At 63.3% G+C, this 25,383-nt stretch carries 24 protein-coding genes and 2 pseudogenes; 15 read left to right on the plus strand and 11 right to left on the minus strand.

What is annotated here, in order from left to right; genetic code table 11:
• A pseudogene (locus ACIQ17_RS15105) lies at positions 1-289 on the plus strand (succinate--CoA ligase subunit alpha); the annotation flags it as partial.
• Between the two features lie 76 nt (positions 290-365).
• On the opposite strand, the gene ACIQ17_RS15110 reads toward ACIQ17_RS15105, so the two are convergent.
• Together ACIQ17_RS15110 and ACIQ17_RS15115 are read right to left on the minus strand one after the other, a co-directional pair.
• Positions 366-680, minus strand: coding sequence for a type II toxin-antitoxin system RelE/ParE family toxin (locus ACIQ17_RS15110; RefSeq protein WP_398469868.1), 315 nt, complete (start codon positions 678-680; stop codon positions 366-368).
• Positions 677-943: a type II toxin-antitoxin system ParD family antitoxin gene (locus ACIQ17_RS15115; protein ID WP_398469869.1), complete on the minus strand. Its 267-nt coding sequence runs from the start codon at positions 941-943 to the stop codon at positions 677-679. The genes ACIQ17_RS15110 and ACIQ17_RS15115 overlap by 4 nt, the downstream gene beginning before the upstream one ends.
• A 174-nt stretch (positions 944-1,117) precedes the next feature.
• On the opposite strand from ACIQ17_RS15115, the gene ACIQ17_RS15120 reads away from it, so the two are divergent.
• Complete coding sequence (locus tag ACIQ17_RS15120; RefSeq protein ID WP_398469870.1) at positions 1,118-1,852, plus strand: SDR family NAD(P)-dependent oxidoreductase; 735 nt, start codon at positions 1,118-1,120, stop codon at positions 1,850-1,852.
• Positions 1,853-1,917: 65 nt separating this feature from the next.
• On the opposite strand, the gene ACIQ17_RS15125 is transcribed toward ACIQ17_RS15120, so the two are convergent.
• The 3 genes from ACIQ17_RS15125 to ACIQ17_RS15135 all read right to left on the minus strand — a co-directional run bounded on the left by ACIQ17_RS15125 (position 1,918) and on the right by ACIQ17_RS15135 (position 4,669).
• On the minus strand, positions 1,918-2,796 hold the full coding sequence (locus ACIQ17_RS15125; RefSeq protein ID WP_398469871.1) for a sulfurtransferase: 879 nt from the start codon (positions 2,794-2,796) through the stop codon (positions 1,918-1,920).
• A gap of 77 nt (positions 2,797-2,873) precedes the next feature.
• Positions 2,874-4,001 (minus strand): acyl-CoA dehydrogenase family protein, encoded by a 1,128-nt coding sequence (locus ACIQ17_RS15130; RefSeq protein ID WP_398469872.1) that lies wholly within the window; start codon positions 3,999-4,001, stop codon positions 2,874-2,876.
• Positions 4,002-4,126: 125 nt separating this feature from the next.
• Positions 4,127-4,669, minus strand: a complete 543-nt coding sequence (locus tag ACIQ17_RS15135) for an OsmC family protein (RefSeq protein WP_398469873.1) — start codon at positions 4,667-4,669, stop codon at positions 4,127-4,129.
• A gap of 234 nt (positions 4,670-4,903) precedes the next feature.
• On the opposite strand from ACIQ17_RS15135, the gene ACIQ17_RS15140 reads away from it, so the two are divergent.
• From ACIQ17_RS15140 to ACIQ17_RS15175, 8 genes are all read left to right on the plus strand, one after another.
• Positions 4,904-5,575 (plus strand): TetR/AcrR family transcriptional regulator, encoded by a 672-nt coding sequence (locus ACIQ17_RS15140; protein ID WP_398469874.1) that lies wholly within the window; start codon positions 4,904-4,906, stop codon positions 5,573-5,575.
• Between the two features lie 181 nt (positions 5,576-5,756).
• The gene (locus ACIQ17_RS15145) at positions 5,757-8,690 is read left to right on the plus strand and encodes a 2-oxoglutarate dehydrogenase E1 component (RefSeq protein ID WP_398469875.1); all 2,934 of its coding nucleotides are present in this window, start codon (positions 5,757-5,759) and stop codon (positions 8,688-8,690) included.
• Positions 8,691-8,834: 144 nt separating this feature from the next.
• Positions 8,835-10,085, plus strand: coding sequence for a 2-oxoglutarate dehydrogenase complex dihydrolipoyllysine-residue succinyltransferase (gene odhB / locus ACIQ17_RS15150; protein ID WP_398469876.1), 1,251 nt, complete (start codon positions 8,835-8,837; stop codon positions 10,083-10,085).
• Between the two features lie 13 nt (positions 10,086-10,098).
• Positions 10,099-10,530, plus strand: a complete 432-nt coding sequence (locus ACIQ17_RS15155; RefSeq protein WP_398469877.1) for a VOC family protein — start codon at positions 10,099-10,101, stop codon at positions 10,528-10,530.
• Positions 10,527-11,273, plus strand: coding sequence for an SDR family oxidoreductase (locus ACIQ17_RS15160; RefSeq protein ID WP_398469878.1), 747 nt, complete (start codon positions 10,527-10,529; stop codon positions 11,271-11,273). Before ACIQ17_RS15155 ends, ACIQ17_RS15160 begins: the two co-directional genes overlap by 4 nt.
• Positions 11,274-11,323: 50 nt before the next feature.
• The gene (gene lpdA, locus ACIQ17_RS15165; protein ID WP_398469879.1) at positions 11,324-12,727 is read left to right on the plus strand and encodes a dihydrolipoyl dehydrogenase; all 1,404 of its coding nucleotides are present in this window, start codon (positions 11,324-11,326) and stop codon (positions 12,725-12,727) included.
• Between the two features lie 44 nt (positions 12,728-12,771).
• Positions 12,772-13,302 carry a hypothetical protein gene (locus ACIQ17_RS15170; protein ID WP_398469880.1) on the plus strand — a complete coding sequence of 177 codons (531 nt, stop codon included), beginning with the start codon at positions 12,772-12,774 and terminating at the stop codon, positions 13,300-13,302.
• A gap of 79 nt (positions 13,303-13,381) precedes the next feature.
• The gene (locus ACIQ17_RS15175) at positions 13,382-14,278 is read left to right on the plus strand and encodes an alpha/beta fold hydrolase (protein WP_398469881.1); all 897 of its coding nucleotides are present in this window, start codon (positions 13,382-13,384) and stop codon (positions 14,276-14,278) included.
• A 126-nt stretch (positions 14,279-14,404) separates the two neighbouring features.
• Here the strand turns inward: ACIQ17_RS15175 and ACIQ17_RS15180 are convergent, their stop codons facing one another.
• Positions 14,405-14,995 (minus strand): DUF4337 domain-containing protein, encoded by a 591-nt coding sequence (locus ACIQ17_RS15180; protein ID WP_398469882.1) that lies wholly within the window; start codon positions 14,993-14,995, stop codon positions 14,405-14,407.
• Positions 14,996-15,172: 177 nt separating this feature from the next.
• A complete protein-coding gene (locus ACIQ17_RS15185) occupies positions 15,173-16,162 on the minus strand; it encodes a tyrosine recombinase XerC (RefSeq protein WP_398469883.1) in 990 nt (329 codons plus the stop codon).
• A 141-nt stretch (positions 16,163-16,303) separates the two neighbouring features.
• Here ACIQ17_RS15185 and ACIQ17_RS15190 point away from each other — a divergent pair, with 141 nt between their 5' ends.
• The 5 genes from ACIQ17_RS15190 (at position 16,304) to ACIQ17_RS15210 (ending at position 21,785) form a co-directional block, all read left to right on the plus strand.
• Positions 16,304-18,502 (plus strand): primosomal protein N', encoded by a 2,199-nt coding sequence (locus tag ACIQ17_RS15190; RefSeq protein ID WP_398469884.1) that lies wholly within the window; start codon positions 16,304-16,306, stop codon positions 18,500-18,502.
• 41 nt (positions 18,503-18,543) lie between these two features.
• On the plus strand, positions 18,544-19,749 hold the full coding sequence (locus ACIQ17_RS15195) for a divergent polysaccharide deacetylase family protein (RefSeq protein ID WP_398469885.1): 1,206 nt from the start codon (positions 18,544-18,546) through the stop codon (positions 19,747-19,749).
• Positions 19,750-19,838: 89 nt separating this feature from the next.
• The gene (locus ACIQ17_RS15200) at positions 19,839-20,342 is read left to right on the plus strand and encodes an RNA pyrophosphohydrolase (RefSeq protein WP_398469886.1); all 504 of its coding nucleotides are present in this window, start codon (positions 19,839-19,841) and stop codon (positions 20,340-20,342) included.
• A 4-nt stretch (positions 20,343-20,346) separates the two neighbouring features.
• Positions 20,347-20,850, plus strand: a complete 504-nt coding sequence (locus tag ACIQ17_RS15205; protein ID WP_398469887.1) for an RNA pyrophosphohydrolase — start codon at positions 20,347-20,349, stop codon at positions 20,848-20,850.
• A 161-nt stretch (positions 20,851-21,011) separates the two neighbouring features.
• The gene (locus ACIQ17_RS15210) at positions 21,012-21,785 is read left to right on the plus strand and encodes a tellurite resistance TerB family protein (protein ID WP_398469888.1); all 774 of its coding nucleotides are present in this window, start codon (positions 21,012-21,014) and stop codon (positions 21,783-21,785) included.
• Between the two features lie 165 nt (positions 21,786-21,950).
• Here ACIQ17_RS15210 and ACIQ17_RS15215 read toward each other — a convergent pair whose 3' ends face one another.
• From ACIQ17_RS15215 to ACIQ17_RS15230, 4 genes and pseudogenes are all read right to left on the minus strand, one after another.
• Positions 21,951-22,358: a F0F1 ATP synthase subunit epsilon gene (locus ACIQ17_RS15215; RefSeq protein WP_398469889.1), complete on the minus strand. Its 408-nt coding sequence runs from the start codon at positions 22,356-22,358 to the stop codon at positions 21,951-21,953.
• A gap of 164 nt (positions 22,359-22,522) precedes the next feature.
• On the minus strand, positions 22,523-23,950 hold the full coding sequence (atpD, locus tag ACIQ17_RS15220; RefSeq protein ID WP_398469890.1) for a F0F1 ATP synthase subunit beta: 1,428 nt from the start codon (positions 23,948-23,950) through the stop codon (positions 22,523-22,525).
• Positions 23,951-24,010: 60 nt separating this feature from the next.
• Entirely contained in the window at positions 24,011-24,886 is an 876-nt protein-coding gene (locus ACIQ17_RS15225) for a F0F1 ATP synthase subunit gamma (RefSeq protein ID WP_398469891.1), read from the minus strand.
• 141 nt (positions 24,887-25,027) lie between these two features.
• Positions 25,028-25,383, minus strand: a pseudogene (locus tag ACIQ17_RS15230) (F0F1 ATP synthase subunit alpha); the annotation flags it as partial.

Genomic DNA, 25,383 nt, shown 5'->3' on the forward strand with positions numbered 1-25,383 from the left:
GACCGAGTCGATCATCATGATCGGCGAGATCGGTGGTTCGGCTGAGGAAGACGCGGCGCAGTTCATCAAGGACGAAGCCAAGCGTGGCCGCAAGAAGCCGATGGTCGGCTTCATCGGCGGCGTCACCGCACCTCCCGGCCGCCGCATGGGCCATGCCGGCGCCATCGTTTCGGGCGGCAAGGGCGATGCCCAGTCGAAGATCGCAGCCATGGAAGCCGCCGGCATCCGCGTCTCGCCATCGCCGGCGCGTCTGGGTACGACGCTGGTGGACGTGCTCGCGGGCAAGTAAGCCACTTGCAACGAACAGAAATGACAAAGGCCCGCTCGTGAGAGCGGGCCTTTTTCATGGCCTGGATATATCGGGGCTAGTCCTTGTCATCGTGTTTGAACAGAGCCTCGTAGTCACGGCCGGCATAAAACACCCGCGCAATGCGCACCCGCTCGCGTTGGACGCGATACAGGATCAACACCCTACCCTCGAAACTGAGCGCGCGCAGTCCCGGTTCCAGATCGTCACGCGGCATGCCCCGCATGGGAAACATTGCGAGATTCGTGCATGCCTTTTCGATGCGGTCGATGTAGTCGCCAGCGCGTTTGTGGCCGGAGTCAGTGGCGATGTACTGATAGAGTGCAAACAGATCGGCTTCGGCCTCGGGGCGGAAGCTGACCCTGTAGGTCACGGTTTCGCCTTGAGCTGCTCAGCGTGATGCGCACGCAAACGCGCGAACACATCCTCGGCGGCGACATCCGGGCCCTCGCTGGCAAACGCGGCGCGCACCTTGTCGCCCATGATCTGACCGAGGATTTCCTCCTCGCGATCAAGGGCACGAAGACCTGCCCGCACGACTTCACTGGCGGAGCCGTACTGCCCCGACGCCAACCGGCGGTCGACGCTGGCCTGATCCTCACCGAGTGTCACGCTGATGGGCTTGCTACTGGTCATGGTCGCATCCTCTTGCCGGATAATAGCACGGCAGTGCGATGCTGTCATTTCGAGGTATGCGCCTTGCTGCCACTCCGTGTGCGCGACAAATGGTTGCTTTTCATTCGATCGGCCTGATGATCGATTGACAACATCAAGCGGGTGCTCAAACCCGCGATGCACAGGGAGAACGCCATGAACGAGCTGGATTTCACCGGCAAGACCGTCCTCGTCGTCGGAGGATCGAGCGGCATCGGCAACGGGATCGCGCATGCTTTTCGGACGAAAGGCGCCGAGGTTCATGTCTACGGCACGCGCGCGAGTGCTGCTGACTACAAGGGCGAAGAAGGCTCCGACCTCACCGGCCTGCACTATGCGAAGCTCGATGTGAGCAATGCCGCCGAGATCGAAGCGATGAAACCGACCTTCAGCAAGCTCGACGTGCTCGTGCTGGCGCAGGGCACCGTGCTCTACAAGCGCGCCGAATTCGCGATGGACGGCTTTCGCAAGGTCATGGAAGTGAACCTGATGAGCCTGATGGCCTGCAGCGCGAAATTCCATCCGCTACTGAAGGCCAGCGGCGGCAATGTCATCATCGTGTCCTCGACGGCCGCCTTCCATGCCACCAAGGGTAATCCCTCCTATAACGCCTCGAAGACCGGCGCCGTCGGGCTCGTACGCACGCTGGGCGTCGCCTGGGCCGAGGATGGCATACGCGTGAACGGAATCGCGCCGGGCCTGGTCGATACCAAGCTCACCAAGGTGACGACGAGCAATCCCAAACGGCTGGAAGGCGCGCTCGAACGAATCCCGATCAAGCGCCTGGGCACACCGGCGGACATGGCCGGCGCCGCGCTGTTTCTCGCATCGCCATTGTCGTCCTACATCGTCGGCCAGAGCATCATCGTGGATGGCGGCCTGATCCTGTAGCAGCGTGACATGACGGGCTTCCGGGTGCGCGCATGAGCGCGCCCCGGAATGACCGCCATTCGACTCTACGCCGCCACCGCCTGCTTCTCTCCGACCATCGGCAAGCCCTCCTCGATCGGATATTTCACGTCGCGGCTCCATTCGTTCCACGAACCGAAATACATCCGCACATCCATCACGCCGGCATTCTTCAGCGCGAGGAACGTGTTGGAGGCGCGGGCCCCCTTGAAGCAATAGAGATACACTGTCGTGGACGGCGTGATGCCCACCGTCGCGCATTCGGCGAGAATCTCGTTCTTCGACTTGAAGCGCGGGCCTTCACCGGTCGGCTTCATCATGCGGTACCATTCGATCCAGACCGCGCCGGGGATGCGGCCCATCCGTGGGCAAAAATCCTTGCCATACGGCGACGAGCTTTCGCCGATCCATTCATCGACGTCGCGCACATCGAGAATGGCGATGGCGGGATTGCCAAGTGCCGCCTGCATGGTGGCGGCGTCGATCAGGATCGAGCCGGCTCCCGGCTTGATGGCGAAGGAGGCCGGTGTGGGCGTCGGCACATCGGTGGTGGTCGGCAGGCCCTTCATGGTCCAGGCGTCGAAGCCGCCATGCAGCACCTTGATCCTAGGATAACCGAGGAATTCGAGCAGGAAGTAGCCGCGGCAGGATTGGCCGAAGCCGGAATTCATCGACTGTTCGTAAATCACCGCAGTCTCTGCGCCTGAGAGACCAGCGCCACCGAAGGCCTCGGCAAATTTCTTCTTCAATTCATCCATGCCTTCCGGCGTGGATGTCGCGAGAAACGTGAAAATCTCATGGAGATTGACGGCGCCGGGAATATGCCCGGCCGCATAGGCATCGGGGTTGCGCGTGTCGATGATGACACAAGGTTCCGACTTCATGAACGTCGCGAGGTCGTCTGCGGAAATGAGAACATCTGCCATTGCAAGCCTCCACTGAGTTGAACACCGTTGTTGAACCTGATGTAGAAGAGCCGTCTGTCGCTGCGCCCTGACCTGGATCAATGGGCGCTGCCTCCCTTCTGCTCGCTTGCATTGTCCGCGAGCATCTTGCGGAGCTGTTTGGTGGCGGGAGTGACGATCGCCACGAAATAGGCCTCGCGCAGGCGCCGCTGCGCGCGATGGGACTTGAGATAACCGCGCGCACCACAATGCAGCATCGCGGCATGGGCTGCTGCGACCGCCGCGTCGCCTGCGCGCAGGCGCAGATCGACAACGGCACGCCAGTAATCGTTGCTGGTCTCGTAAGGTGTTGCAGCCAGCATCATCGTCTCGGCTTCCATCTTCGCCAGCAGGCCCGCAAAGTCCTCGGGCTGCTGCGGCAGGAAGCAGTTCACATGGGCGAGCGACGGTTTGACGCTGTCCATGATGGCGACGCAGTCGCGGATCAGGCCGAGCCCCATGCCCATCTGCATCAGGATGAAGCCTGCGCGAATCTTCTTCACCAGCGGCATCGCTGGTGAAGCGAGGACTTGGTCATCCGGGATAAAGACGTCGCGGAACTGCACGGCATAGGTGCCGGTGCCATCCATGGCGAGGAATGGCTTGCACGGCGTCAGCGACAGGTTTTCATCGGCGCAATCGGCGATGAACATCACCTTCTCGCCGGTCTCCTCGAGCTCGAAGATCGTGCCGAACAAATGATCGGGCCCGAGATTGGAGACCCAGGGCAATGCGCCGCGCACGATATAGCCACCATCGACGCGCTTGCCTTTCAGCTTCAGCTTCTCGATGCCGAAGAAGCTCTTCATCGGGTTGGAGAGGCCGGTGCCACCGAGCGTCTTTCCGCTTGCCGTGGCACTCAGATATTTCGCCTTCAGCGCCGCGTTGTCGGAATTGAGGATGTACCAGACGAGCGTGTTCTGACACCACGCCATGAAGGCGGTGGAGCCGCAGGTCTCGCCGATGGCGGAGATGCCGGCGATGGTGTCGCGCAGGTCGGCGTGTGCGGACCACGCGCCGATGTCGCCGAGATGGCGCAGCGCCTGATCGGGATAGATCGTGCCCTCGTCGATCTCCAACGCGATCGGCGTGAGTTCGCGCCGGGCGGCGGCATTGATGCGATCAACGAGAGTTTCGGCTTCATCGATGACGTCGTCGGACTTCAACAGCACTGCAGATGCAGTCATCTCGATCTCCCCGCATGGAAGCGATCAAGTTCGTCATTGCGAGGAGCCTTTGCGACGAAGCAATCCAGCGCTTGCTTCCAGAAAGTCTGGATTGCTTCGCTACGCTCGCAATGACGATTGAGAAATCACGCAGTGACTTCGAGATTGACCGGGCGCGTGAACGTGTTGGCGACGGGCGACCACTTCTTCACATGGTCGATGAGTGCGTCGACGTCCGACTGCGGAACGCCTTCGCATTCCATGTCGACCTTGACGCGGACATCGGTGAAGCCGACGGGCTTCTCGCTGATATCGCCGGTGCCCCAGACGGCCGTGATGTTGAGATCACCTTCGAGCTGCAGTTCGAGCTTGTTGACGGTCCAGCCGCGATGCACGGCATTGGCATGCAGGCCGACGGCGAGGCAGGAGCCGAGCGCAGCCAATGAGGCTTCCGACGGATTTGGCGCAGTGTCATCGCCGAGCAGCGCCGGCGGCTCATCGACAATGTAGGGCGGCAGGCTGCGGATGTAGTTGGCGTGGCGGAACTTGCCTTCGGCGACGGTCTTGCACTTGAGCGTCTTGATGACGTTCGGATTGGCCTTGCCGTTGGCGATCAGCTGTTCGAGGCCCCCTTTGTCGATCGGTGCCAGGCAGCCGGTCAGAGCGGTCTTGGCGGCAACAGCGGTCATGGACGTCTCCCTTCAGAAAAAGATACAGAACGGTCTGTATCTATGCAGGGCGCGTGCCAGACGGACGAGGAAGGCCACCATCAATGATTTCAGGCAGTTACGCAGAGGCGGCTGATTGTAGGAGCGCCCAAATGGCGATCACCCCTGCCGATTCGCCAGCCAAACGCTCGAATCTTGGTCAGATCGCCGGGGCTCGCTTGCGCCGGCGTCGGCGCATGTCATATTGACGCGGCAATGACCGATCCGATGCCCCAGGACGCCGAGAAAACCACGCCGCGCGACCGATTGATGGACGCGGCGACGCGGCTGTTCTGCAAGAACGGCATCAACGCCACCGGCATCGACGCCATCGTGGCCGAGGCCGGAACGGCCAAGACGACGCTCTACAAGATCTTCAAATCAAAGGGAGATCTGGTCGAGGCCGTGCTCGAGACCGAAGGCAGGAGCTGGCGCGCCTGGTTTCTTGCGGCCATCGAGACGCCGGCGACGCCGCGCGAAAAACTCGACGCCATCTTCCCGGCGCTGAAAAAGTGGTTCGGCGAGGAGAGCTATACCGGCTGTGTCTTCATCAATGCCGTGGGCGAACATCCCAAGGACGAGACCCGGCTTCGTGATCTCACGATCCAGCATAAGATGTTTGTTCTCAAGCACATAGGCGAGCTGGCCGGCGCTGCGGGCGCGGCCCGGCCGGATGCTCTCGCGCATCAGATCGGCCTGCTCATGGACGGCGCCATCGTCGCCGCCATGGTTACCCGCGATCCCGAGGTGGCCGACGCCGCCGGCCAGGCTGCGGCCGCTCTTCTGGACGGCGCTTGCGGTCCCGCAAAGCCGAAACGCAAGAGAACGGTCGTTCTCCAGGGCGGCGCTGCCGCATTGGCAAAGGAAGACCTTAGTGTCGTCGAATAGTTGAGGTTTACTCAACGAAATCACGGGGCACATAGAATTGACGAATTGTTCAGTTCTTCGTGTTTTTAACGCGATCTTTCAAACTAGATAGGTTAGAAGGTCGCCGCATAAGGTTCGGTCCGTATAAGGGCCAAATCCTCGCCCGAAATGCCGCGCGACTAGAACAATTCAGGACGCCAGAATGTCTCGCCAGGACGCGAACGCCGCCTTTGCCCTCTCTTCCTTCCTTCAGGGCGCCAATGCCACCTATATCGACGATCTCTACGCCCGGTTCGAAAAGGACCCCTCCTCGGTCGACGCCGAGTGGCAGGAGTTCTTCAAGAGCCTGAAGGACAACTCCGCCGACGTGCAGCAGAATGCGGCCGGCCCGTCCTGGGAGAAGACCAACTGGCCGGTCACGCCGAATGACGATCTGACCCATGCGCTGGATGGCAACTGGGCCAAGGTCGAGAAGGCCGTCGGCGCCAAGCTCGCCGCCAAGGCCGAGAAGGGCGACAAGGTTCCAGTCGGCGACCTGATCCAGGCCACGCGCGATTCGGTCCGCGCCCTCATGCTGATCCGCGCATACCGCATGCGCGGCCATTTCCACGCCAATCTCGATCCGCTCGGCATCGAAGGCGTCAAGGACCACGAAGAGCTCGATCCGAAGTCCTACGGCTTCACCGACGCCGATCTCGACCGCAAGATCTTCATCGATAACGTCATCGGCCTCGAATACGGCACGCTGCGCGAGATCGTCGCGATCCTCCAGCGCACCTACTGCCAGACGCTCGGCGTCGAATTCATGCACATCTCGAACCCGGCCCAGAAGGCCTGGATCCAGGAACGCATCGAAGGTCCGGACAAGGAAATCTCGTTCACGCCGGAAGGCCGCCGCGCCATCCTGATGAAGCTGATCGAGGCCGACGGCTTCGAGAAGTTCTGCGACGTCAAGTTCACCGGCACCAAGCGCTTCGGCCTCGATGGCGGCGAATCGCTGATCCCTGCGCTCGAACAAATCATCAAGCGTGGCGGCAGCCTCGGCGTGAAGGAAATCGTGCTCGGCATGCCGCATCGCGGCCGCCTCAACGTGCTGACCCAGGTGATGGGCAAGCCGCATCGCGCACTGTTCCACGAATTCAAGGGCGGCTCCGCGAACCCCGACGAAGTCGAGGGTTCGGGCGACGTGAAGTATCACCTCGGCGCCTCGTCGGACCGCGAATTCGACAGCAACAAGATCCATCTGTCGCTGACCGCCAACCCGTCGCATCTCGAAATCGTCGATCCCGTGGTGCTCGGCAAGGTGCGCGCGAAGCAGGACCAGCATGGTGATCCGCCGGAAGAGCGCGTCTCGGTGCTGCCGGTGCTGATGCATGGCGACGCGGCCTTCGCCGGCCAGGGCGTCGTTGCGGAATGTTTCGCGCTGTCGGACCTGAAGGGCTACCGCACCGGCGGTTCGATCCACTTCATCGTCAACAACCAGATCGGCTTCACGACCTATCCGCGCTATTCGCGCTCGTCGCCCTATCCGTCGGATGTGGCGAAGATGATCGATGCGCCGATCTTCCACGTGAACGGCGACGATCCGGAAGCCGTCGTGTTCGCGGCCAAGATCGCCATCGAATTCCGGCAGAAGTTCCGCAAGCCTGTCGTCATCGACATGTTCTGCTATCGCCGCCACGGCCATAACGAAGGCGACGAGCCGGCATTCACCCAGCCGGTGATGTACAAGAAGATCGGCGGACATCAGACCACGCTGGATCTCTATTCCAAGCGCCTGATCGCCGAAAACGTGATCAGCCAGGCCGATTTCGACAAGGCGAAGGCCGACTGGCGCTCGAAGCTCGACACCGAGCTCGAAGCCGGCACCAGCTACAAGCCGAACAAGGCCGACTGGATGGACGGCAAGTGGTCCGGCCTCAAGATCGCAGGCGAAGACGAAGAGCCGCGTCGCGGCGTCACCGGCGTCGACGTCGAGAAGCTGCGCGCGATCGGCACCAAGATCACCAAGGTGCCGGACGGTTTCCGCATCCATCGCACTGTGCAGCGTTTCCTCGACGCCCGCGCCAAGGCCATCGACAATGGCGAAGGCATCGACTGGGCGACCGGCGAAGCGCTGGCGTTCTGCTCGCTGATGGAAGAAGGCCACGCCGTACGCCTGTCCGGCCAGGACTCCGAGCGCGGCACCTTCTCGCAGCGTCACTCGGTCTGGTTCGACCAGGAAGACGAGAGCCGCTACACGCCGTTCAATCATCTCGGCGAGAAGCAGGGTCGCTACGAAGTCATCAACTCGCTGCTGTCGGAAGAAGCCGTGCTCGGCTTCGAATACGGCTACTCGCTCGCCGAGCCGAACACGCTCGGCCTGTGGGAAGCCCAGTTCGGCGACTTCGCCAATGGCGCTCAGGTGGTGTTCGACCAGTTCATCTCGTCGGGCGAACGCAAGTGGCTGCGCATGTCGGGCCTCGTCTGTCTGCTGCCGCATGGCTATGAAGGCCAGGGCCCCGAGCATTCCTCGGCGCGCCTCGAGCGCTTCCTGCAGATGTGCGCGGAAGACAATATGCAGGTGGTCAACCCGACCACCCCGGCAAATTACTTCCACATGCTGCGCCGCCAGCTCAAGCGCGAGATCCGCAAGCCGCTGATCGTGATGACGCCGAAGTCGCTGCTGCGCCACAAGCGCGCCGTGTCGAAGCTCGACGAACTCGGCGCCGGCTCCACGTTCCATCGCGTGCTGTTCGACGATGCCGACAAGCTGCAGCCCGACAACAAGATCCGTCGCGTCGTGCTGTGCTCGGGCAAGGTCTATTACGACCTGTTCGAGGAGCGCGAGAAGCGCGGCATCGACGACGTCTATCTGCTGCGCATCGAACAGCTCTATCCGGTGCCGCTGAAGACGCTGGTGCAGGAGCTGACCCGCTTCAAGGGCGCGGAATTCGTCTGGTGCCAGGAAGAACCACGCAACATGGGCGGCTGGCACTTCATCGAGCCGTATCTCGAATGGGTGCTCAACCAGATCAACGCCACCCACAAGCGTCCGCGTTACGCCGGCCGTGCCGCCTCGGCTGCGACCGCAACCGGTTTGATGTCCAAGCATCTCGCCCAGCTCAAGGCGTTCCTCGATGAGGCGCTCGGCTAAGCATTCACGATCACTGCGGTGCCCCGCGACACGCGGGGCATTCGCACACCCGTCTTATTTGAAATCTAGATTTCGATTTCTTCAGGCCAGATCGATCCAGAAAGCCATCGGATCGGATCATCCGGCCGCAACAGGAAGCAGACCATGACTGAAATTCGCGTTCCCACGCTCGGTGAATCCGTAACCGAAGCCACCATCGGCCGCTGGTTCAAGAAGGCCGGTGATGCGGTTGCCGTCGACGAGCCGTTGGTTGAACTCGAGACCGACAAGGTCACCATCGAAGTCCCGGCTCCCTCGGCCGGCACGCTGAGCGAAATCGTTGCCAAGGATGGCGAGACTGTCGCCGTCGGCGCGCTGCTCGGCCAGATCACCGATGGTGCCGGCGGCGCCAAGCCGGCCGCTGCTGCGCCGAAGGCTGAAGCTGCTCCGGCACCCGCTGCTGCTGCTGCCCCGGCCGCAGCCGCCGCTGCACCGTCGAAGACCCTCGCTGCCGACACCCCGCAGGCGCCGTCGGTGCGCAAGCTCTCGGCCGAGAGCGGCGTCGATGCCGCCGGTGTTGCCGGCACCGGCAAGGATGGCCGCGTGACCAAGGGCGACATGCTTGCCGCCATCGAGAAGGCTGCGTCTTCGCCAACCCCGGTCAACCAGCCGGCCGCTGCCGTGCAGGTGCGCGCCGCTTCGCCGGCCGATGATGCGGCCCGCGAAGAGCGCGTGAAGATGACGCGCCTGCGTCAGACCATCGCCCGCCGCCTCAAGGACGTGCAGAACACCGCTGCGATGCTCACCACCTTCAACGAGGTCGACATGACCGCGGTGATGGCGCTGCGTTCGCAGTACAAGGATGTGTTCGAGAAGAAGCACGGCAACAAGCTCGGCTTCATGGGCTTCTTCACCAAGGCCTGCGTGCAGGCGCTGAAGGACATCCCGGCGGTCAATGCCGAGATCGACGGCAGCGACATCATCTACAAGAACTACTATCACGTCGGCGTCGCCGTCGGCACCGACAAGGGCCTCGTGGTCCCGGTCGTGCGCGAATGCGACACCAAGTCGATCTCGCAGATCGAGAAGGACATCGCCGACTTCGGTCGTCGTGCCCGTGACGGCCAGCTCAAGATCGACGAAATGCAGGGCGGCACTTTCACCATCACCAATGGCGGCATCTACGGCTCGCTGATGTCGACCCCGATCCTGAACGCGCCGCAGGCCGGCATTCTCGGCATGCACAAGATCCAGGAACGTCCGGTCGTGGTCGGCGGCAAGATCGAGATCCGTCCGATGATGTATCTGGCGCTGAGCTACGATCACCGCGTGATCGACGGCAAGGAAGCGGTGACCTTCCTGGTCCGCGTCAAGGAAAGCCTGGAAGATCCGGCACGTCTCGTTCTGGATCTCTGATCGAGAGGCCCTGATGGCGTTCGGACCGAACCCTCCGCCCATTCAGGCCCACCTTTGCGTCAAGGGTGGGCTTGAAGCGATTGCCTTCTACGAGAAGGCTTTCGCAGCGAAGTGTTCGTTCCACGCCATGGCCGACGACGGCCAGCGCGTGATGCACGCCAATATCGAGATGTTCGGCAGCGAAGTGATGCTGCATGACGAGTTTCCCGAGTTTGGCGGCCATGTCCTGTCGCCGCAGACCCGCGGCGGCGCCGGCATGACGATCAATATCAATCTGCCCGCGCCGACCGATGTCGATGCCGCGGTCGCCCGCGCAGCGACAGCCGGGGCTGCCATCGTGATGGCACCGCAGGATGTTTTCTGGGGCGCCCGTTACGGCACGATCCGCGATCCGTTCGGACACATCTGGTCCTTCAACGCCGCACTCACCGGGAGATCCGCATGACCGATAGCGTTGTCATCATCACCGGCGGCAGCCGCGGCATCGGCCGCGCGACGGCGCTCAAGGCAGCGGCACAGGGCTTCAGGGTCGTGGTCGCCTATGCCAGCAACAAGGCTGCAGCTGACGAGGTCGTCGCGCAGATCGAAGCCGGCAACGGCAAGGCCATCGCCGTGAAGTGCGATGTCGGCTCGGAAGCCGATATCCTCGCGCTGTTCAAGGCAGCCGATGCGTTCGGCCCGCTCGGTGCGCTGGTCAACAATGCCGGCATCGTCGGCCCCAGCATCCGCGTCGAGGACATGACCGCCGAGCGCATCAACCGCATGATGGCGGTCAATGTCACCGGCAGCTTCCTGTGCGCCCGCGAGGCGGTGAAGCGCATGTCCACGAAACATGGCGGCAAGGGTGGTGTCATCGTCAACCTGTCATCGGTCGCTGCGAAGCTCGGCTCGGCCAATACTTATGTCGATTACGCGGCATCAAAGGGCGCGATCGATACATTCACGATCGGCCTCAGCCAGGAAGTCGCCACCGAAGGCATTCGTGTCGTCGGCCTGCGTCCGGGCCTGATCGACACCGAAATTCACGCCAGCGGCGGCGAGCCCGACCGCGCGCATCGTCTCGCTGTCCATGTGCCGATGAAGCGCGTTGGCACAGCCGATGAAATCGCCAATGCGATCGTCTGGCTGCTGTCCGACGACGCGTCTTACGTCACGTCATCCATTCTCGACGTGTCGGGCGGGCGTTAGCCCTCCCGCACCAACATCACCTTTACTTCCAAGCACCACAGGACTTCATCATGGCTACTTACGATCTCGTCGTCATCGGCACCGGCCCCGGAGGCTATGTTTGCGCGATCCGCGCTGCACAGCTCGGCATGAAGGTCGCCGTCGTCGAGAAGAACAGCACGCTGGGTGGCACCTGTCTGAATGTCGGCTGCATGCCGTCCAAGGCGCTGCTCTATTCGTCCGAACTGTTCGAGGAAGCCGGCCACTCCTTCGGCAAGATGGGCATCAAGGTGCCCAAGCCCGAGCTCGACCTCCCCGCGCTGATGAACTTCAAGCAGCAGGGCATTGACGGCAACGTCAAGGGCGTCGAATTCCTGATGAAGAAGAACAAGATCGATGTCGTCGCCGGCACCGGCAAGGTTCTCGGCACCGGCAAGGTCGAAGTATCAGGCGCTGACGGCAAGGCGCAGACGCTGGAGACCAAGAACATCGTCATCGCTTCGGGTTCGGCTGTCGCCAACCTGAAGGGCATCGAGATCGACGAGAAGCGTATCGTGTCGTCCACCGGCGCGCTGTCGCTGGAGAAGGTGCCGGAAAAGCTGATCGTGGTCGGCGCCGGCGTGATCGGCCTCGAGCTCGGCTCGGTGTGGCGCCGCCTCGGCGCGCAGGTGACGGTGGTTGAATTCCTCGATCGCATCCTGCCCGGCATGGACGGCGAAGTCGCCAAACAGTTCCAGCGCATGCTGGAGAAGCAGGGCATGACCTTCAAGCTCGGCGCCAAGGTCACCGGCGTTGATTCGTCGGGCAAGGTGCTGAAGGCGAATATCGAGCCTGCCGCAGGCGGTGCTGCCGAAGCGCTCGAAGCCGACGTCATCCTCGTCGCCATCGGCCGCACTCCCTACACCGCCGGCCTCGGCTTGAAGGAAGCCGGCGTCGAGCTGGATGAGCGTGGCCGCGTCAAGATCGACCATCACTTCGCGACCAATGTGAAGGGCGTCTACGCCATCGGCGACGTAGTCGCCGGTCCGATGCTCGCGCACAAGGCGGAAGACGAAGGCGTGGCTTGCGCTGAAATCCTCGCCGGCCAGGCGGGTCATGTGAACTATGATGTCATCCCGGGCGTCGTCTACACCACGCCGGAAGTCGCGGCGGTCGGCAAGACCGAGGAAGAACTCAAGGCCGCGGGCGTCAACTACACCGTCGGCAAGTTCCCCTTCACCGCCAATGGCCGCTCGAAGGTCAACCAGACCACCGATGGCTTCGTGAAGATCCTGGCCGACGCCAAGACCGATCGCGTGCTCGGCGTGCACATCGTCGGCCGCGAAGCCGGCGAAATGATCCATGAGTGCTGCGTGCTGATGGAGTTCGGTGGTTCCGCCGAGGATCTGGCCCGCACCTGCCACGCGCATCCGACCCGCTCGGAAGCCGTGAAGGAAGCCGCGCTTGCGGCCGGCAAGCGCGCCATCCATATGTGAGCTTCGGCCGGCTTTTTGTTAAGCCGGCACGGAGACCTTTGCTGATGATGCGACGCGTGTTGCAGCCGTTCTGGTTCCTGCTCGCCTTGATCTTCCTGATCGAAGCGTGGCTGTGGGATCATCTCGAACCGGTCGTTGCACGCGTCGTCGCCCTCATTCCGCTGCGTGCCTTCAAGGCATGGTGCGCAGCGAAGGTGGCGGGGCTCTCGCCCTATCCCTCGCTGCTCGTTTTCATCGTGCCGGTGGCTCTACTGCTGGTGCCGCTGAAATTCGCCGAAGTCTATCTGCTCGCCCATCATCTCTGGATCAGCGCGATCATCCTGATCGTTGCGTCGAAATTCGTCGGCATGGGCGTGCTGGCTTTTTCGTTCGACGTGACACGCGACAAGCTGTTGCAGATCGGCTGGTTTCGTGCGCTCTACACATTCCTGATCGATATCCGCCAGCGCGCGCATGACTTCGTTTCACCGGTCATGTCGCGCATCAAGGCGATGGTCGCATCTCTGCGTGGGCCATCCTCACGCTGGATGCGCCTCGTTCAACGCCTTCGACACCGGGCGCATGCGCCTCGCTAGAGCATGATCCCGAAAAGTGGACGCCGGTTTTCGGACAAGATCATGCTCCAACAAATAGAGAACAACAGGGAGATCGGACTTGGCTGAGCTTGCACATATCCGCACTCCCCTGCTCGATATCGCCTATGAACAGAGCGGCCCCGGCGGCGGCATCCCGGTGATCCTGCTGCACGGCTTTCCCTATGACATCCGTGGCTATGACGACGCAGTCGCGCTGATCAACGACGCCGGTTTCCGCACCCTCGTGCCCTATCTGCGCGGCTATGGCCCGACACGGTTTCTGTCGCAGGACACGATCCGCTCCGGCCAACAGGGCGCGCTCGGGCAGGACCTGCTCGATTTCATGGACTCCTTGCGGATCGAGAAGGCTGTCGTTGCCGGCTATGACTGGGGCGGGCGCGCGGCCTGTGTTGTCTCGGCATTGTGGCCGGAGCGCGTGCATGGGCTGGTGAGTTGCACCGGCTACAACATTCAGGATCTGACCAAGGCCACGACGCCGGTATCGCCGGAGCAGGAGGCGCGGCAGTGGTATCAATATTATTTCCACACCGAACGCGGCCGGAACGGGCTGGTGCAGAACCGGGCTGCTATCAGCAAGTTGCTCTGGAAGATGTGGTCGCCGCCATGGGATTTTGACGACGAGACCTTCGCCCGCACGGCGCCGTCATTCGACAACGAGGATTTCGTCGATGTGGTCGTGCACTCCTACATGCACCGCACCGCTAGCGTGGCCGGCGATCCCCGCTATGATTCTGTGGAGGAAAGATTGTCGGCGCAGCCTGCGATCAGCGTGCCGACCATCGTACTGCATGGCGCCGATGACGGGGTCGGGCTGGTGAGCAGCTCGGAGAATCACGGCCGCTACTTTACCGGCCCCTATGAGCGCCGCGTAATCGCCGATGCCGGGCACAATGTCCCGCAGGAAAAGCCACGGGAGTTTGCCGATGCGGTACTTGCGTTGTGTAAAAGTAACTAAGGCTCCGTCGTCATTGCGAGCCCTGCAAAATCAGATTCGCTGATTTTGCTTCGGCGAAGCAATCCAGTCTTGCTTGCGGTTTTCTGGATTACTTCGTCGCTTTGCTCCTCGCAATGACAGCCGAGACTACATCAAATGCACCGCATGCGGTGCGAACAGGCCGATCGCCATGAAGGCAATGCCGGCGAGGCCAAGCACGCCGGCGACCCAGGACAGCACGAGCATGCCGGTGATGATCGTCGCCGACGCCATCACGATGCCGATCTGGAAGGCCGCCGACGCGACCTCGTAGTGATGATAGCGGGCCAGCGCGAGATCGCGCTTGTGCTCGGCTTCCTTGGCGCGGGCGGCGAGCTGTTCGGAGCCTTCGCCGGTCTCCGGCTCGTTGCGATAGCGCTGAGCGGTCTTGTTCCAGTCGTCGATCTGCTTGGCCAGTGCGGCCTTGGCGGCATCGTCGCCCATCAGGCCGAGGCTGAGCTTGGCGTGTTCCGAGGTCGCCTGTACCACGGTGCGGCGGACACTCTTGGCCTGGAAGAAGGCCCAGAGATTCGATGCCTCGACATTCTTGCTGATCGATTCGGTCTGCGCGCCCTTGCCGAGTGTTTCCGAGAACGCCAGGAACAGCGCCAGCAGCGAAATCAGCAATGCGATCTTCTTGTTAGAGCCCGATGCATGCTCGGCATGCTCCGCGTGCTCCATACTTTCATGCGCGCCCATCAGGTCCCCCAAGGCAAAAGCGATGGCAAAAGCGGCCGAGCATTGGCCGAACAGATTGTCGCATGCAAGGACAATGTGGCGATGACGAAGCTGCCGTAGGGCGGATGAGCGGAGCGTTATCCGCCATTCTTCACCACACGACCTCGGCCGGCGGATGACGCCTTCGGCTTATCCGCCCTACGCCCGCGGATGAGCCGTCTTGTAGACCTCGAACAGGCGTTCGGTATCGATCCCGGTGTAGATCTGCGTGGTCGACAGCGAGGCATGACCCAGCAATTCCTGGATCGCACGCAGGTCGCCGCCGCGGGTTAACAGATGGGTGGCAAAGGAATGCCGCAAGGCATGCGGGGTGGCGCTGTCGGGCAGACCGAGCGCCCCGCGCATCCGCTCCATGGTGAGCTGGATGATTCTGGGCGACAGCGGGCCACCACGGGCACCGACGAATATCGGCCCCTCCGCCGGTAGCGGATGCGGACACATGGTGGCGTATTCCGCAATCAGCTCCAGCACATTGTGCAGCACCGGCACCATGCGGGTCTTGTTGCCCTTGCCATTGACGATCAGCACATCACCCTTGCCCGGCGCCGGTACGTCCCGGCGCTTCAGGCCGAGCGCTTCGGAAATACGCAGGCCGGAGCCATAGAGCAGCGCCATCACGGCGGCATCGCGCGCCCAGATCCACGGGTCACGATTCTCGCCGGCGCGCTCATCGGCATCGGCGAGACGCTTGGCGGAGGCCATCTGCAGCGGTTTTGGCAGGCTCTTGCCAATTTTCGGGGCGCGAATCGAGGAGAGAGCTCCGACCGAGCCGAGCCCTTCGCGCTCGAGAAAACGGGCGAAGGACCGCAGCCCCGCCAGCGCGCGCATCAGCGAGCGGCCGGCGATATCGTCCCCACGCCGCGCCGCCATGAAAGCACGCACGTCATTCGCCGCGAGCTTGCCGAAACGCGATAGGCTCACCAGCCCGCCCCAGTGATCGGCGAGAAAGAACATGAACTGGCGGACATCCCGCGCATAGGCTTCCAGCGTCTTCGGCGACAGCCGGCGCTCGGCGCGCAGATGCGCCAGCCAGCGTGTCATCTGATGCGAGAGGTCAGCGTCCGCGCAGATCAGCTCGACGGCCGGCTGTCTGGCCTCCACGGGGGCGGTTTTCGCGACTTTGGCCATCGGGCGATCCTGCAGAATGAGCCGCGATTATCACGGGTGCCGGTTTCGCATTGGTGAACCGCTGGCCTCAGGGCAGCATGACGCCTAAATTGGGCATTCCCTTGCTCCCAGATTCTTGCCTCGCGAGTTCCGATTCCGCCCATGAGTTCAGCCCCACGCACCCCATCCTCGTCGGGGATCGTCGATGTGCTGGTGCCGGTGGCGCTGGATCACGCCTATTCCTACAAGGTCCCCCGCGGGGTGGAGCTTGCGCCCGGCGATGTCGTCACCGTGCCCCTGGGTCCGCGTCAGGTCATCGGCGTGGTCTGGGCGGAAAACGCCAATCCCGATCCGCGCCTGCATAACCGGCTGAAGGAAGTCAGCGAGAAGCTCGACGTGCCGTCGCTAAAACCGGAACTGCGCCAGCTCGTCGACTGGGTCGCCAACTACACGCTGTCGCCGCGCGGCATGGTGATGCGCATGACGCTGCGCATGGGCGAGCATCTCGGCCCGGAACGCGTGCGTCTCGGCGTCCGCCTGGTCGGCGAGGTGCCGAAGCGGATGACACCGGCGCGGGCGCGGCTGGTCGAACTGCTTTCGGACGGGCTTTTGCGCGCCAAGTCGGATGCAGCAAAGGAAGCCGGCGTCAGTGGCGGGGTGGTCGATGGACTTGTCGATGAAGGCACGCTGGCCATCGAGGTGATGCCGCCGCCTTTGCCGCCTCCGCCGCCCGATCCCGCCTTTGTCGAGCCGGACTTTTCGCCGGCTCAGGCTGTGGCGGCCACGGCCATGCGCAAGCTTGCGTCATCAGGCGCGTTTCAGGCTGCGCTGCTCGACGGCGTCACCGGCTCCGGCAAGACCGAAGTGTATTTCGAGGCGGTCTCCGAAATCATCCGGCGCGGCGAACAGGTGCTGATCCTGATGCCGGAAATCGCCCTCACCGGGCAGTTTCTCGAACGCTTCGCCAAACGCTTCGGCGTCCGGCCGATGGAGTGGCATTCCGAACTGACGCCGCGCACCCGCGCGCGCAACTGGGCGGCGATCGCCAATGGCACCGCGCATGTAGTAGTCGGCGCGCGCTCGGCGCTGTTCCTGCCTTACGCAAAGCTAGGCCTCATCATCGTCGATGAAGAACACGACCAGGCGTACAAGCAAGACGAAGGCGCGCATTATCACGCGCGCGACATGGCGGTGGTGCGCGCCTCCATCGCGAAGATTCCCGTGGTGCTGGCGTCAGGCACGCCCTCGGTCGAATCCGAAGTGAACGCGCGAAAGGGGCGCTATCAACGCATCGCACTTCCCTCGCGCTTCGGCGGCCAGCATATGCCGCATATCGAGGCCATCGATCTGCGCCGCGAGGGCCCGTCGCGCGGCCGTTTCATCGCGCCACGTCTTGCCGAAAAGATCGTACAGGCGATCCAGCGCGAGGAACAGGCATTGCTGTTTCTCAATCGCCGTGGCTACGCGCCGCTCACGCTGTGCCGTGGCTGCGGCCATCGCTTCGCCTGCACCATCTGCGATGCGTGGCTGGTCGATCATCGCTTTCGCCAGCGCCTTGTCTGCCATCACTGCGGCTTCTCGGAGCCACGCCCGCACAAATGCCCGCATTGCGGTGCCGAGGAATCGCTGGCCGCCATCGGCCCCGGTGTCGAGCGCCTGCAGGAAGAGGCGGCGGACCTGTTTCCGGGCGCGCGCACCATGGTGCTGTCGAGCGATCTCATCACCTCGGTGGAATCCATGCGCGCCGAGCTCAACGAGATCGCCGAAGGCCGTGTCGATGTCATCATCGGCACCCAACTCGTCGCCAAGGGGCACAACTTCCCGCGGCTTAATCTCGTCGGCGTCATCGATGCCGATCTCGGCCTCGGCAATGGCGATCCGCGGGCGGCGGAGCGCACGTTCCAGATGCTCAACCAGGTGATCGGCCGCGCCGGCCGTGAACAGGGCCGCGGCGTCGGCTATCTGCAGACGCATCAGCCCGAGCATCCGGTGATGAAGGCGCTGGTCGCCAATGACCGCGAGGCGTTCTACGACAACGAGATCGAATCCCGAGAACGCGCGATGTATCCGCCATTCGGGCGGCTGGTGGCCCTGATCGTCTCGGGCGGCGACCGCCCGATGACGGAAGGCTTTGCGCGAAAAATCGCGGCGACGGCGCCGATCGACGAGCGCATCCTGGTGCTCGGCCCCGCCGAGGCGCCGCTGGCGGTGATCAAGGGGCGTTATCGGTTCCGCCTGCTGGTGAAATCGGCCCGCAATGTCGACCTGTCCGCCTATCTGCGGGACTGGCTGGCCCATGCGCCGAAGGCGACCGGCAATCTGAAGCTGGAAGTCGACGTCGATCCGCAGAGCTTTTTGTAGGGAGCACCATGCTATGGTCTGCCGATTGATTCGGGAGACCCATGGCCGTGTCGGCGGACGATCTGAGCGCCCCGCTTGGACAGAAATCGGTGCGCAAGCGCCGGTTCCGGCTGCCCTTGACCGGAACGCAGTTGGCAGCTGGCGCGCTTGCGGTGCCGCTGCTCGGCTTTGCCGGCGTTGCCATCTTCCACATGGATCCGATGGGCGGCGAGCCCGTCGCTCGCGTCGCCATCACGCCCCCCGAGACAGCCACAGCGGCGAAGCCTCCCGCCATGGCGCAGGTCGAGGTCAAGCACGGCACAGCGGACACCGCCAAGGCTGCCGACGCGCCGGGCCAGAAAACCATCACCATCATCGATGGCTCCAGCGGCGCCCGCCAGAACGTGGTCGTCGCCACAAATGGTGCGGAAAGCGGATCGCCCGACGCACCGGCCATGATGGCTGGCATCGACCAGAAACTGCTCGAACAGTCGCGCTACGGCATGGTGCCGATCGCCGCCGGTGGCCTGAAGCCGGTCAATGTCTATGCCGCCGGCTCGGATGCCGAGCGCGCCAAGGCAATGAAGACGCCAAGCATCGCCATCGTGATCGGCGGCCTCGGGGTCGGCGCGGCCAAGACCATCGAATCCATCACCAAACTGCCGCCGGCGGTGACGCTGGCCTTCACGCCCTATGGCTCCGACCCCGGCAAGCTCGTCGAGCGCGCCCGTGCGGGACGCCATGAGGTGCTGTTGCAGCTGCCGATGGAGCCGTTCGACTATCCCGACAACGATCCCGGCCCGCAGACACTGCTGTCCTCCGCCACGCCCGAGCAGAACATCGACCGCATGATGTGGCACCTGAGCCGTTTCCAGGGCTATGTCGGCGTCGGCAACTTCATGGGCGCGCGGTTCATCGCCACGGATACGGCGATGCAGGCGATCGCGAAGGAAACCAACAAGCGCGGCCTGGCGCTGTTCGACGACGGCTCGTCCTCGCGCAGCGTGGCACCGGCGGCCGCCGAGGCGCTGGGCATGCCGTTCGCGCGGGCCGACGTGACCGTGGATGCTGCGCCGAGTTCGGCCGAGATCGACAAGGCGCTGGGCAGGCTGGAAGGCCTCGCAAAAGAGCGCGGCTTTGCTGTCGGTACGGCGTCGGCGCTGCCGATTTCCATCGAGAAAATAGCGGCTTGGGCGAAATCGCTGGAATCGCGCGGGATCATGCTGGTGCCATTGACAACCGCGATCTTGAAATCAAAATCGAGCTAGCGTCGGGAGGCCTGCGGTTCGGATTCATCGGAGCGCATGCACGGCCTCAGGGGGACGCAAGAAGGCCAGCAGGGCCAAGAAAGCATGGAATGACGCGTTACGAAGACCTGCCCTACCGAACCTGCGTTGGCATCATGCTGCTAAATCAGCAGGGACACGTCTTCATCGGCCGGCGCGCCGGCGGCATCGAGCATGTTGACGAAACCCATGTCTGGCAGATGCCTCAGGGCGGTGTCGATCCGGGCGAAGACACCTGGGAAGCCGCCAAGCGCGAGCTTTACGAAGAGACCAGCGTCAAATCCGTCGAGAAGCTCGGCGAAGTGCCGGAATGGCTGATCTACGACATTCCCCGCACGGTGGCCGGACGCACCTGGAAGGGCCGCTATCGCGGTCAGCGGCAGCGCTGGTTCGCGATCCGCTTCACCGGTGACGAGAAGGAAATCAACGTCCAGCATCCGCCGCAGGGCCACAAGGCTGAATTCGTCAGCTGGCGCTGGGAGCCGATGAAGAATCTCCCCGAGCTGATCGTGCCGTTCAAGCGCCCGGTCTATGAGCGGGTGGTGAAGGAATTTTCGAACCTCGCAGGCGTGTGACGCGGTGACAGAGGACACCCGCCCCTATCGCCCCAATGTGGGCATCGCGCTGTTCAATCATGAAGGCAAGGTGCTGATCGGCCGCCGTTTCAAGGATGACGGGCCGGAGATCATCCTGCCCGGCCTCGAATGGCAGATGCCGCAGGGCGGCGTCGATCCCGAGGAAGACCCGCGTGTCGCCATGATGCGCGAACTCTGGGAGGAGACCGGCGTCACCCATGCCGACTATCTCGGCGAGACCGGCTGGATGACCTATGACTTCATCCCGCATGACGATCCCACCCATCGCTTCGCGGCATTTCGCGGCCAGCGGCAGAAATGGTTCGCCGTGAAGTTTACCGGCGACGATGCCGAGGTGGATCCGCTGACACCGCGCAACGGACAACCTGCGGAGTTCGACGCCTGGCGCTGGGAGCGGCTGGATCGCGTCGCCGAGCTCGTGGTGCCGTTCCGGCGGGACGTGTATCGCGCCGTCGCTGCGGAGTTTGCGCGATTTGCTGCGGTATGAGCTGCAGCAGAGCTGCGGTAAGCTATTGATAACGCGAATTTTTGCGATTCCCGACATGAATTGGTCCATCCGGTCGCAGGACATCTGGCCGCAGCGCCCCGTCCTTTCATCGTCGTGATCGCCGCCTACGTCGTCCCTCGTAACAAACGAGGAATCACACGATGTTCGACCCCAAGAGCCTGCTGGACCAGTTCATCGGCGGGCTGAATCAGGGCAATCCCAACCAGCGCGATCAGGGCCAGCCTTCCGGCGGGCCGTTTGGCCAGTTTGGCGGCGCCGGCGGCAGTGACCTGCTGCAGAAGGCAGGCGGCCTCCTCGGCGGCTTTGGCGGCGGCGCCGTGACCGGCGGCATTGCCGGTCTGCTGCTCGGCTCCAAGAAGGGCCGCAAGATTGCCGGCAGTGCGCTGACCTATGGCGGCATGGCGGTTGCCGGCGCGCTCGCTTACCGCGCCTATCAGAACTACCAGGCCGGCAAGCAGGCGACGCCTACGGTGGCGACCGAGACGCCGTTGTTGCCGCCGCCGAGCGACACGCCATTCAATCCGTCGCAGCCGGCCGACCAGCAATCGCTCAGCCGCAATCTGTTGCGCGCGATGATCGCCGCGGCCAAGGCCGATGGTCATATCGATGCGACCGAGCAGACCAACATCTTCACGCAGATGGATCGGATGTCTCTCTCGGCCGACGACAAGGCCTTCGTCATGGACGAACTGCGTGCGCCGTTTAATGTCGATGCCGTCGCCGGCGCCGCACGGACGCCGGAAGAGGCTGCCGAGATCTACACGGTGTCGCTGCTCGCGATCGACCTCGATCATCCCGCGGAGCGGGCCTATCTGGCGCAGCTGGCGTCGAAGCTGCGACTCGAGGACGGGCTCGTCGCGCATCTTCATGCGACGGTGGAAGGCGCGACCGTGCCGGTGCAGCAAAGCGCTTAGTTTCGTAGCCCGGATGGAGCGCAGCGCAATCCGGGGACAGCAGAGATCGTTGAAACGCCGGTCCCCGGGTTACGCTTCGCTTCACCCCGGCTGCAGCCGCGCCATTCCAAGAAAAAAGCCCCGGCATCGCTGCCGGGGCTTTTTGTATCTCTCTGCGTCCAGCGCTTAGTGCATGGCCGTCGAGGTGATGTTCTGCTGGATGACCTTGAACTGGTCGAGACGCTCGATGGCGCGGTCGAGGGCGTTGCCCTCCTTGCCGGACAGCTTCTCTTCCATTTCCTCGATGTCCTTCGCGAAGGCTTCACGATCGAGTTCGGAAACCGAAGTGGCGGTATCTGCCAGCACGGTCAGGCCCTTCTCCGAGACCTCGGCAATGCCGCCGAGTACGATGATCTTTTCCTGCTTGCCGCCGGTCGTGACGGTCATGATTCCCGGGCGAAGCGCGATCACCGCCGGCGAATGGCCAGCCATGATGCCGACATCGCCTTCGGCGCCGGGAATATCGACCTGCTCAACTTGGCCCGAGAAGGCCAGCTGTTCCGGCGAGACGAGATCGAAGTGGAAGGTGGCCATGGGAATATCCGGGTTCTCGGCTTACTTCTCCCTCCCCCTTGTGGGGAGGGCCGGGGTGGGGGTGCCGCGGGCGAAGGAGCTTGTAGCTGCCCCACCCCGGCGCAACAGCGCCGACCCTCCCCACCCCGCGCAGCTTTGCTGCGCTAGGGGGGAGGGTAAGAAAGTTAAGCGGCTTCAGCAGCCAGCTTCTTGCCCTTCTCGACGGCTTCTTCGATCGTGCCGACCATGTAGAAGGCCGCTTCCGGCAGGTGATCGTACTTGCCTTCCACCAGGCCCTTGAAGCCCTTGATGGTGTCGGCGAGGTCGACAAACTTGCCCGGCGAGCCGGTGAAGATTTCAGCGACGTGGAATGGCTGCGACATGAAGCGCTCGATCTTGCGGGCGCGGGCCACGGCCAGCTTGTCCTCTTCGGACAGTTCGTCCATGCCGAGAATGGCGATGATGTCCTGCAGCGCCTTGTAGCGCTGGAGCACCTGCTGCACCTGACGGGCGACGGCGTAGTGCTCTTCGCCGACAACCAGCGGGGAGAGCATGCGCGAGGTCGAGTCGAGCGGGTCAACCGCCGGATAGATGCCCTTTTCGGCGATCGAGCGCGACAGCGTGGTGGTCGCGTCAAGATGCGCGAACGAAGCGGCCGGCGCCGGGTCGGTCAAGTCGTCGGCCGGCACGTAAATGGCCTGCACCGAGGTGATCGAACCCTTGGTGGTGGTGGTGATGCGCTCCTGCAGCGCGCCCATGTCGGTCGCGAGCGTCGGCTGATAGCCCACCGCCGAAGGAATACGGCCGAGCAGCGCCGACACTTCCGAACCCGCCTGGGTGAAGCGGAAGATGTTGTCGACGAAGAACAGCACGTCCTGGCCCTTGTCGCGGAAGTCTTCCGCGATGGTCAGACCGGTGAGCGCGACGCGGGCGCGGGCGCCCGGAGGTTCGTTCATCTGGCCGAACACGAGGGCGCACTTCGAGCCTTCGCCGCCGCCCTTCTTGTTCACGTTGGACTCGATGAACTCGTGATAGAGGTCGTTACCTTCACGGGTACGCTCGCCGACGCCGGCGAACACCGAATAACCACCGTGCGCCTTGGCGACGTTGTTGATCAGTTCCTGAATGAGAACGGTCTTGCCCACGCCGGCGCCGCCGAACAGGCCGATCTTGCCGCCCTTGGCGTAGGGAGCCAGCAGGTCGACGACCTTGATGCCGGTGACGAGAATTTCAGCTTCGGTCGACTGCTCGGTGTATTCCGGCGCATTCGCGTGGATCGGGCGACGGGCTTCCGACTTCACCGGACCGGCTTCGTCGATCGGCTCGCCGATGACGTTGATGATGCGGCCGAGGGTGCCTTCACCGACCGGGACGGTGATCGGGGCGTTGGTGTCGGTGACTTCCTGGCCACGGACCAGACCTTCGGTGGTGTCCATCGCGATGGCGCGGACGGTCGATTCACCGAGATGCTGGGCGACTTCGAGCACCAGACGGTTGTTGCCGTTCTTGGTCTCGAGCGAGTTCAGAATGGCGGGCAGATGGCCTTCGAACTGCACGTCGACGACGGCGCCGATGACCTGGGTGATGCGTCCGGTTTGATTGGCAGCAGCCATGGAAACTATCTCCTTGAAGTGCGGATCGGCCTGCGGCAGGCCGTAAAGTGGTTGAATTGGTTAGACGGCCTCGGCGCCCGAAATGATCTCGATGAGTTCTTTCGTGATCTGGGCCTGACGGGTCCGGTTGTAAACGAGGGTCTGCTTGCGGATCATGTCGCCGGCATTGCGGGTCGCGTTGTCCATCGCGCTCATCTGGGCGCCGTAGAACGATGCGTTGTTTTCCAGCAGCGCGCGGAAGATCTGAACCGCGAGATTGCGCGGCAGCAGACCGTCGAGGATCTCGTCTTCCGCCGGCTCGTAGTCGTAAACCGGGGTCGGGCCCTTGGTCTCGGCCGGCGCGGTGACCTCCAGCGGGATGATCTGCTGGGCGGTCGGGATCTGGGAGATGACCGACTTGAATCGCGAATAGAACAGCGTGGCGACATCGAACTCGCCGGCTTCGAAGCGGGCGATCACCTTCCTGGCGATGTCTTCCGCATTGACGAAGCCGAGCTGACGCACCGAGCGCAGTTCGATGTGCTCGATGATGTGCTTGTCGAACTGGCGGCGCAGCTGCTCATAGCCCTTGCGGCCGACACAGAAGATCTTGACGGTCTTGCCCTGGGCCAGCAGCGCCTGGGCGCGCTCGCGGGCGAGACGCACGATCGACGAGTTGAACGCGCCGGACAGGCCGCGCTCGCCCGTGCAGACGAGCAGCAGATGCGTCTGATCCTTGCCGTTGCCGACCAGCAGCTGCGGGCCACCGCCACCGGTGGAGGCGCCGGCGATCGACGCGATCACCGCATCCATCTTCTCGGCGTAAGGGCGTGCAGCTTCGGCGGCGCTCTGCGCACGGCGCAGCTTCGACGCCGCGACCATCTGCATGGCCTTGGTGATCTTCTGCGTCGCCTTCGTCGAGGCGATGCGGACGCGCATGTCTTTCAGTGAGGCCATTCTCAGTCCACCCCGGCGATCACACCATCGGGTGGATCGCGAACCTCTGGATCGTCATGCCCGGCCGTGTGCCGGGCAGCTACAATTTGATACCGCATCAACACGTCGATGGCCGGGCGAACCCGGCCATGACAGTCGATGTTACGCGAAGGTCTTCGCGAAGCCTTCGACGGCTGCCTTGAGCTTGGCGGCAGTTTCGTCGTTGAGGTCGCGGGTATCGCGGATCGAGTCGAGGATGTCGGCATTCTTGCCGCGCAGCAGCGACAGCAGACCGTCCTCGAAGGCGCGAACCTTGGAAACCGGGAGCGCGTCGAGATAGCCGTTGGTGCCGGCCCAGATCACGGCGACCTGCTCTTCCATCTTCAGCGGCGAGAACTGCGGCTGCTTCAGGAGTTCGGTCAGGCGCGAACCGCGGTTCAGGAGGCGCTGGGTCGAAGCATCGAGGTCCGAGCCGAACTGCGCGAAGGCCGCCATTTCGCGGTACTGCGCGAGCTCAC

The organism is Tardiphaga sp. (assembly GCF_044340795.1).
Classification (GTDB): domain Bacteria; phylum Pseudomonadota; class Alphaproteobacteria; order Rhizobiales; family Xanthobacteraceae; genus Tardiphaga.

What these genes read in the sequence shown, in the direction of transcription:
- ACIQ17_RS15215 (WP_398469889.1), bottom strand. Translation starts at nt 22,358, where the DNA reads ATGGCCACCTTCCACTTCGATCTCGTCTCGCCGGAACAGCTGGCCTTC.
- odhB (WP_398469876.1), top strand. Translation starts at nt 8,835, where the DNA reads ATGACTGAAATTCGCGTTCCCACGCTCGGTGAATCCGTAACCGAAGCC.
- ACIQ17_RS15225 (WP_398469891.1), bottom strand. Translation starts at nt 24,886, where the DNA reads ATGGCCTCACTGAAAGACATGCGCGTCCGCATCGCCTCGACGAAGGCG.
- ACIQ17_RS15160 (WP_398469878.1), top strand. Translation starts at nt 10,527, where the DNA reads ATGACCGATAGCGTTGTCATCATCACCGGCGGCAGCCGCGGCATCGGC.
- ACIQ17_RS15145 (WP_398469875.1), top strand. Translation starts at nt 5,757, where the DNA reads ATGTCTCGCCAGGACGCGAACGCCGCCTTTGCCCTCTCTTCCTTCCTT.
- ACIQ17_RS15115 (WP_398469869.1), bottom strand. Translation starts at nt 943, where the DNA reads ATGACCAGTAGCAAGCCCATCAGCGTGACACTCGGTGAGGATCAGGCC.
- ACIQ17_RS15140 (WP_398469874.1), top strand. Translation starts at nt 4,904, where the DNA reads ATGACCGATCCGATGCCCCAGGACGCCGAGAAAACCACGCCGCGCGAC.
- ACIQ17_RS15125 (WP_398469871.1), bottom strand. Translation starts at nt 2,796, where the DNA reads ATGGCAGATGTTCTCATTTCCGCAGACGACCTCGCGACGTTCATGAAG.
- ACIQ17_RS15195 (WP_398469885.1), top strand. Translation starts at nt 18,544, where the DNA reads ATGGCCGTGTCGGCGGACGATCTGAGCGCCCCGCTTGGACAGAAATCG.
- atpD (WP_398469890.1), bottom strand. Translation starts at nt 23,950, where the DNA reads ATGGCTGCTGCCAATCAAACCGGACGCATCACCCAGGTCATCGGCGCC.
- ACIQ17_RS15180 (WP_398469882.1), bottom strand. Translation starts at nt 14,995, where the DNA reads ATGGGCGCGCATGAAAGTATGGAGCACGCGGAGCATGCCGAGCATGCA.
- ACIQ17_RS15155 (WP_398469877.1), top strand. Translation starts at nt 10,099, where the DNA reads ATGGCGTTCGGACCGAACCCTCCGCCCATTCAGGCCCACCTTTGCGTC.
- ACIQ17_RS15190 (WP_398469884.1), top strand. Translation starts at nt 16,304, where the DNA reads ATGAGTTCAGCCCCACGCACCCCATCCTCGTCGGGGATCGTCGATGTG.
- ACIQ17_RS15135 (WP_398469873.1), bottom strand. Translation starts at nt 4,669, where the DNA reads ATGACCGCTGTTGCCGCCAAGACCGCTCTGACCGGCTGCCTGGCACCG.
- ACIQ17_RS15210 (WP_398469888.1), top strand. Translation starts at nt 21,012, where the DNA reads ATGTTCGACCCCAAGAGCCTGCTGGACCAGTTCATCGGCGGGCTGAAT.
- ACIQ17_RS15185 (WP_398469883.1), bottom strand. Translation starts at nt 16,162, where the DNA reads ATGGCCAAAGTCGCGAAAACCGCCCCCGTGGAGGCCAGACAGCCGGCC.
- lpdA (WP_398469879.1), top strand. Translation starts at nt 11,324, where the DNA reads ATGGCTACTTACGATCTCGTCGTCATCGGCACCGGCCCCGGAGGCTAT.
- ACIQ17_RS15120 (WP_398469870.1), top strand. Translation starts at nt 1,118, where the DNA reads ATGAACGAGCTGGATTTCACCGGCAAGACCGTCCTCGTCGTCGGAGGA.
- ACIQ17_RS15200 (WP_398469886.1), top strand. Translation starts at nt 19,839, where the DNA reads ATGACGCGTTACGAAGACCTGCCCTACCGAACCTGCGTTGGCATCATG.
- ACIQ17_RS15130 (WP_398469872.1), bottom strand. Translation starts at nt 4,001, where the DNA reads ATGACTGCATCTGCAGTGCTGTTGAAGTCCGACGACGTCATCGATGAA.
- ACIQ17_RS15170 (WP_398469880.1), top strand. Translation starts at nt 12,772, where the DNA reads ATGATGCGACGCGTGTTGCAGCCGTTCTGGTTCCTGCTCGCCTTGATC.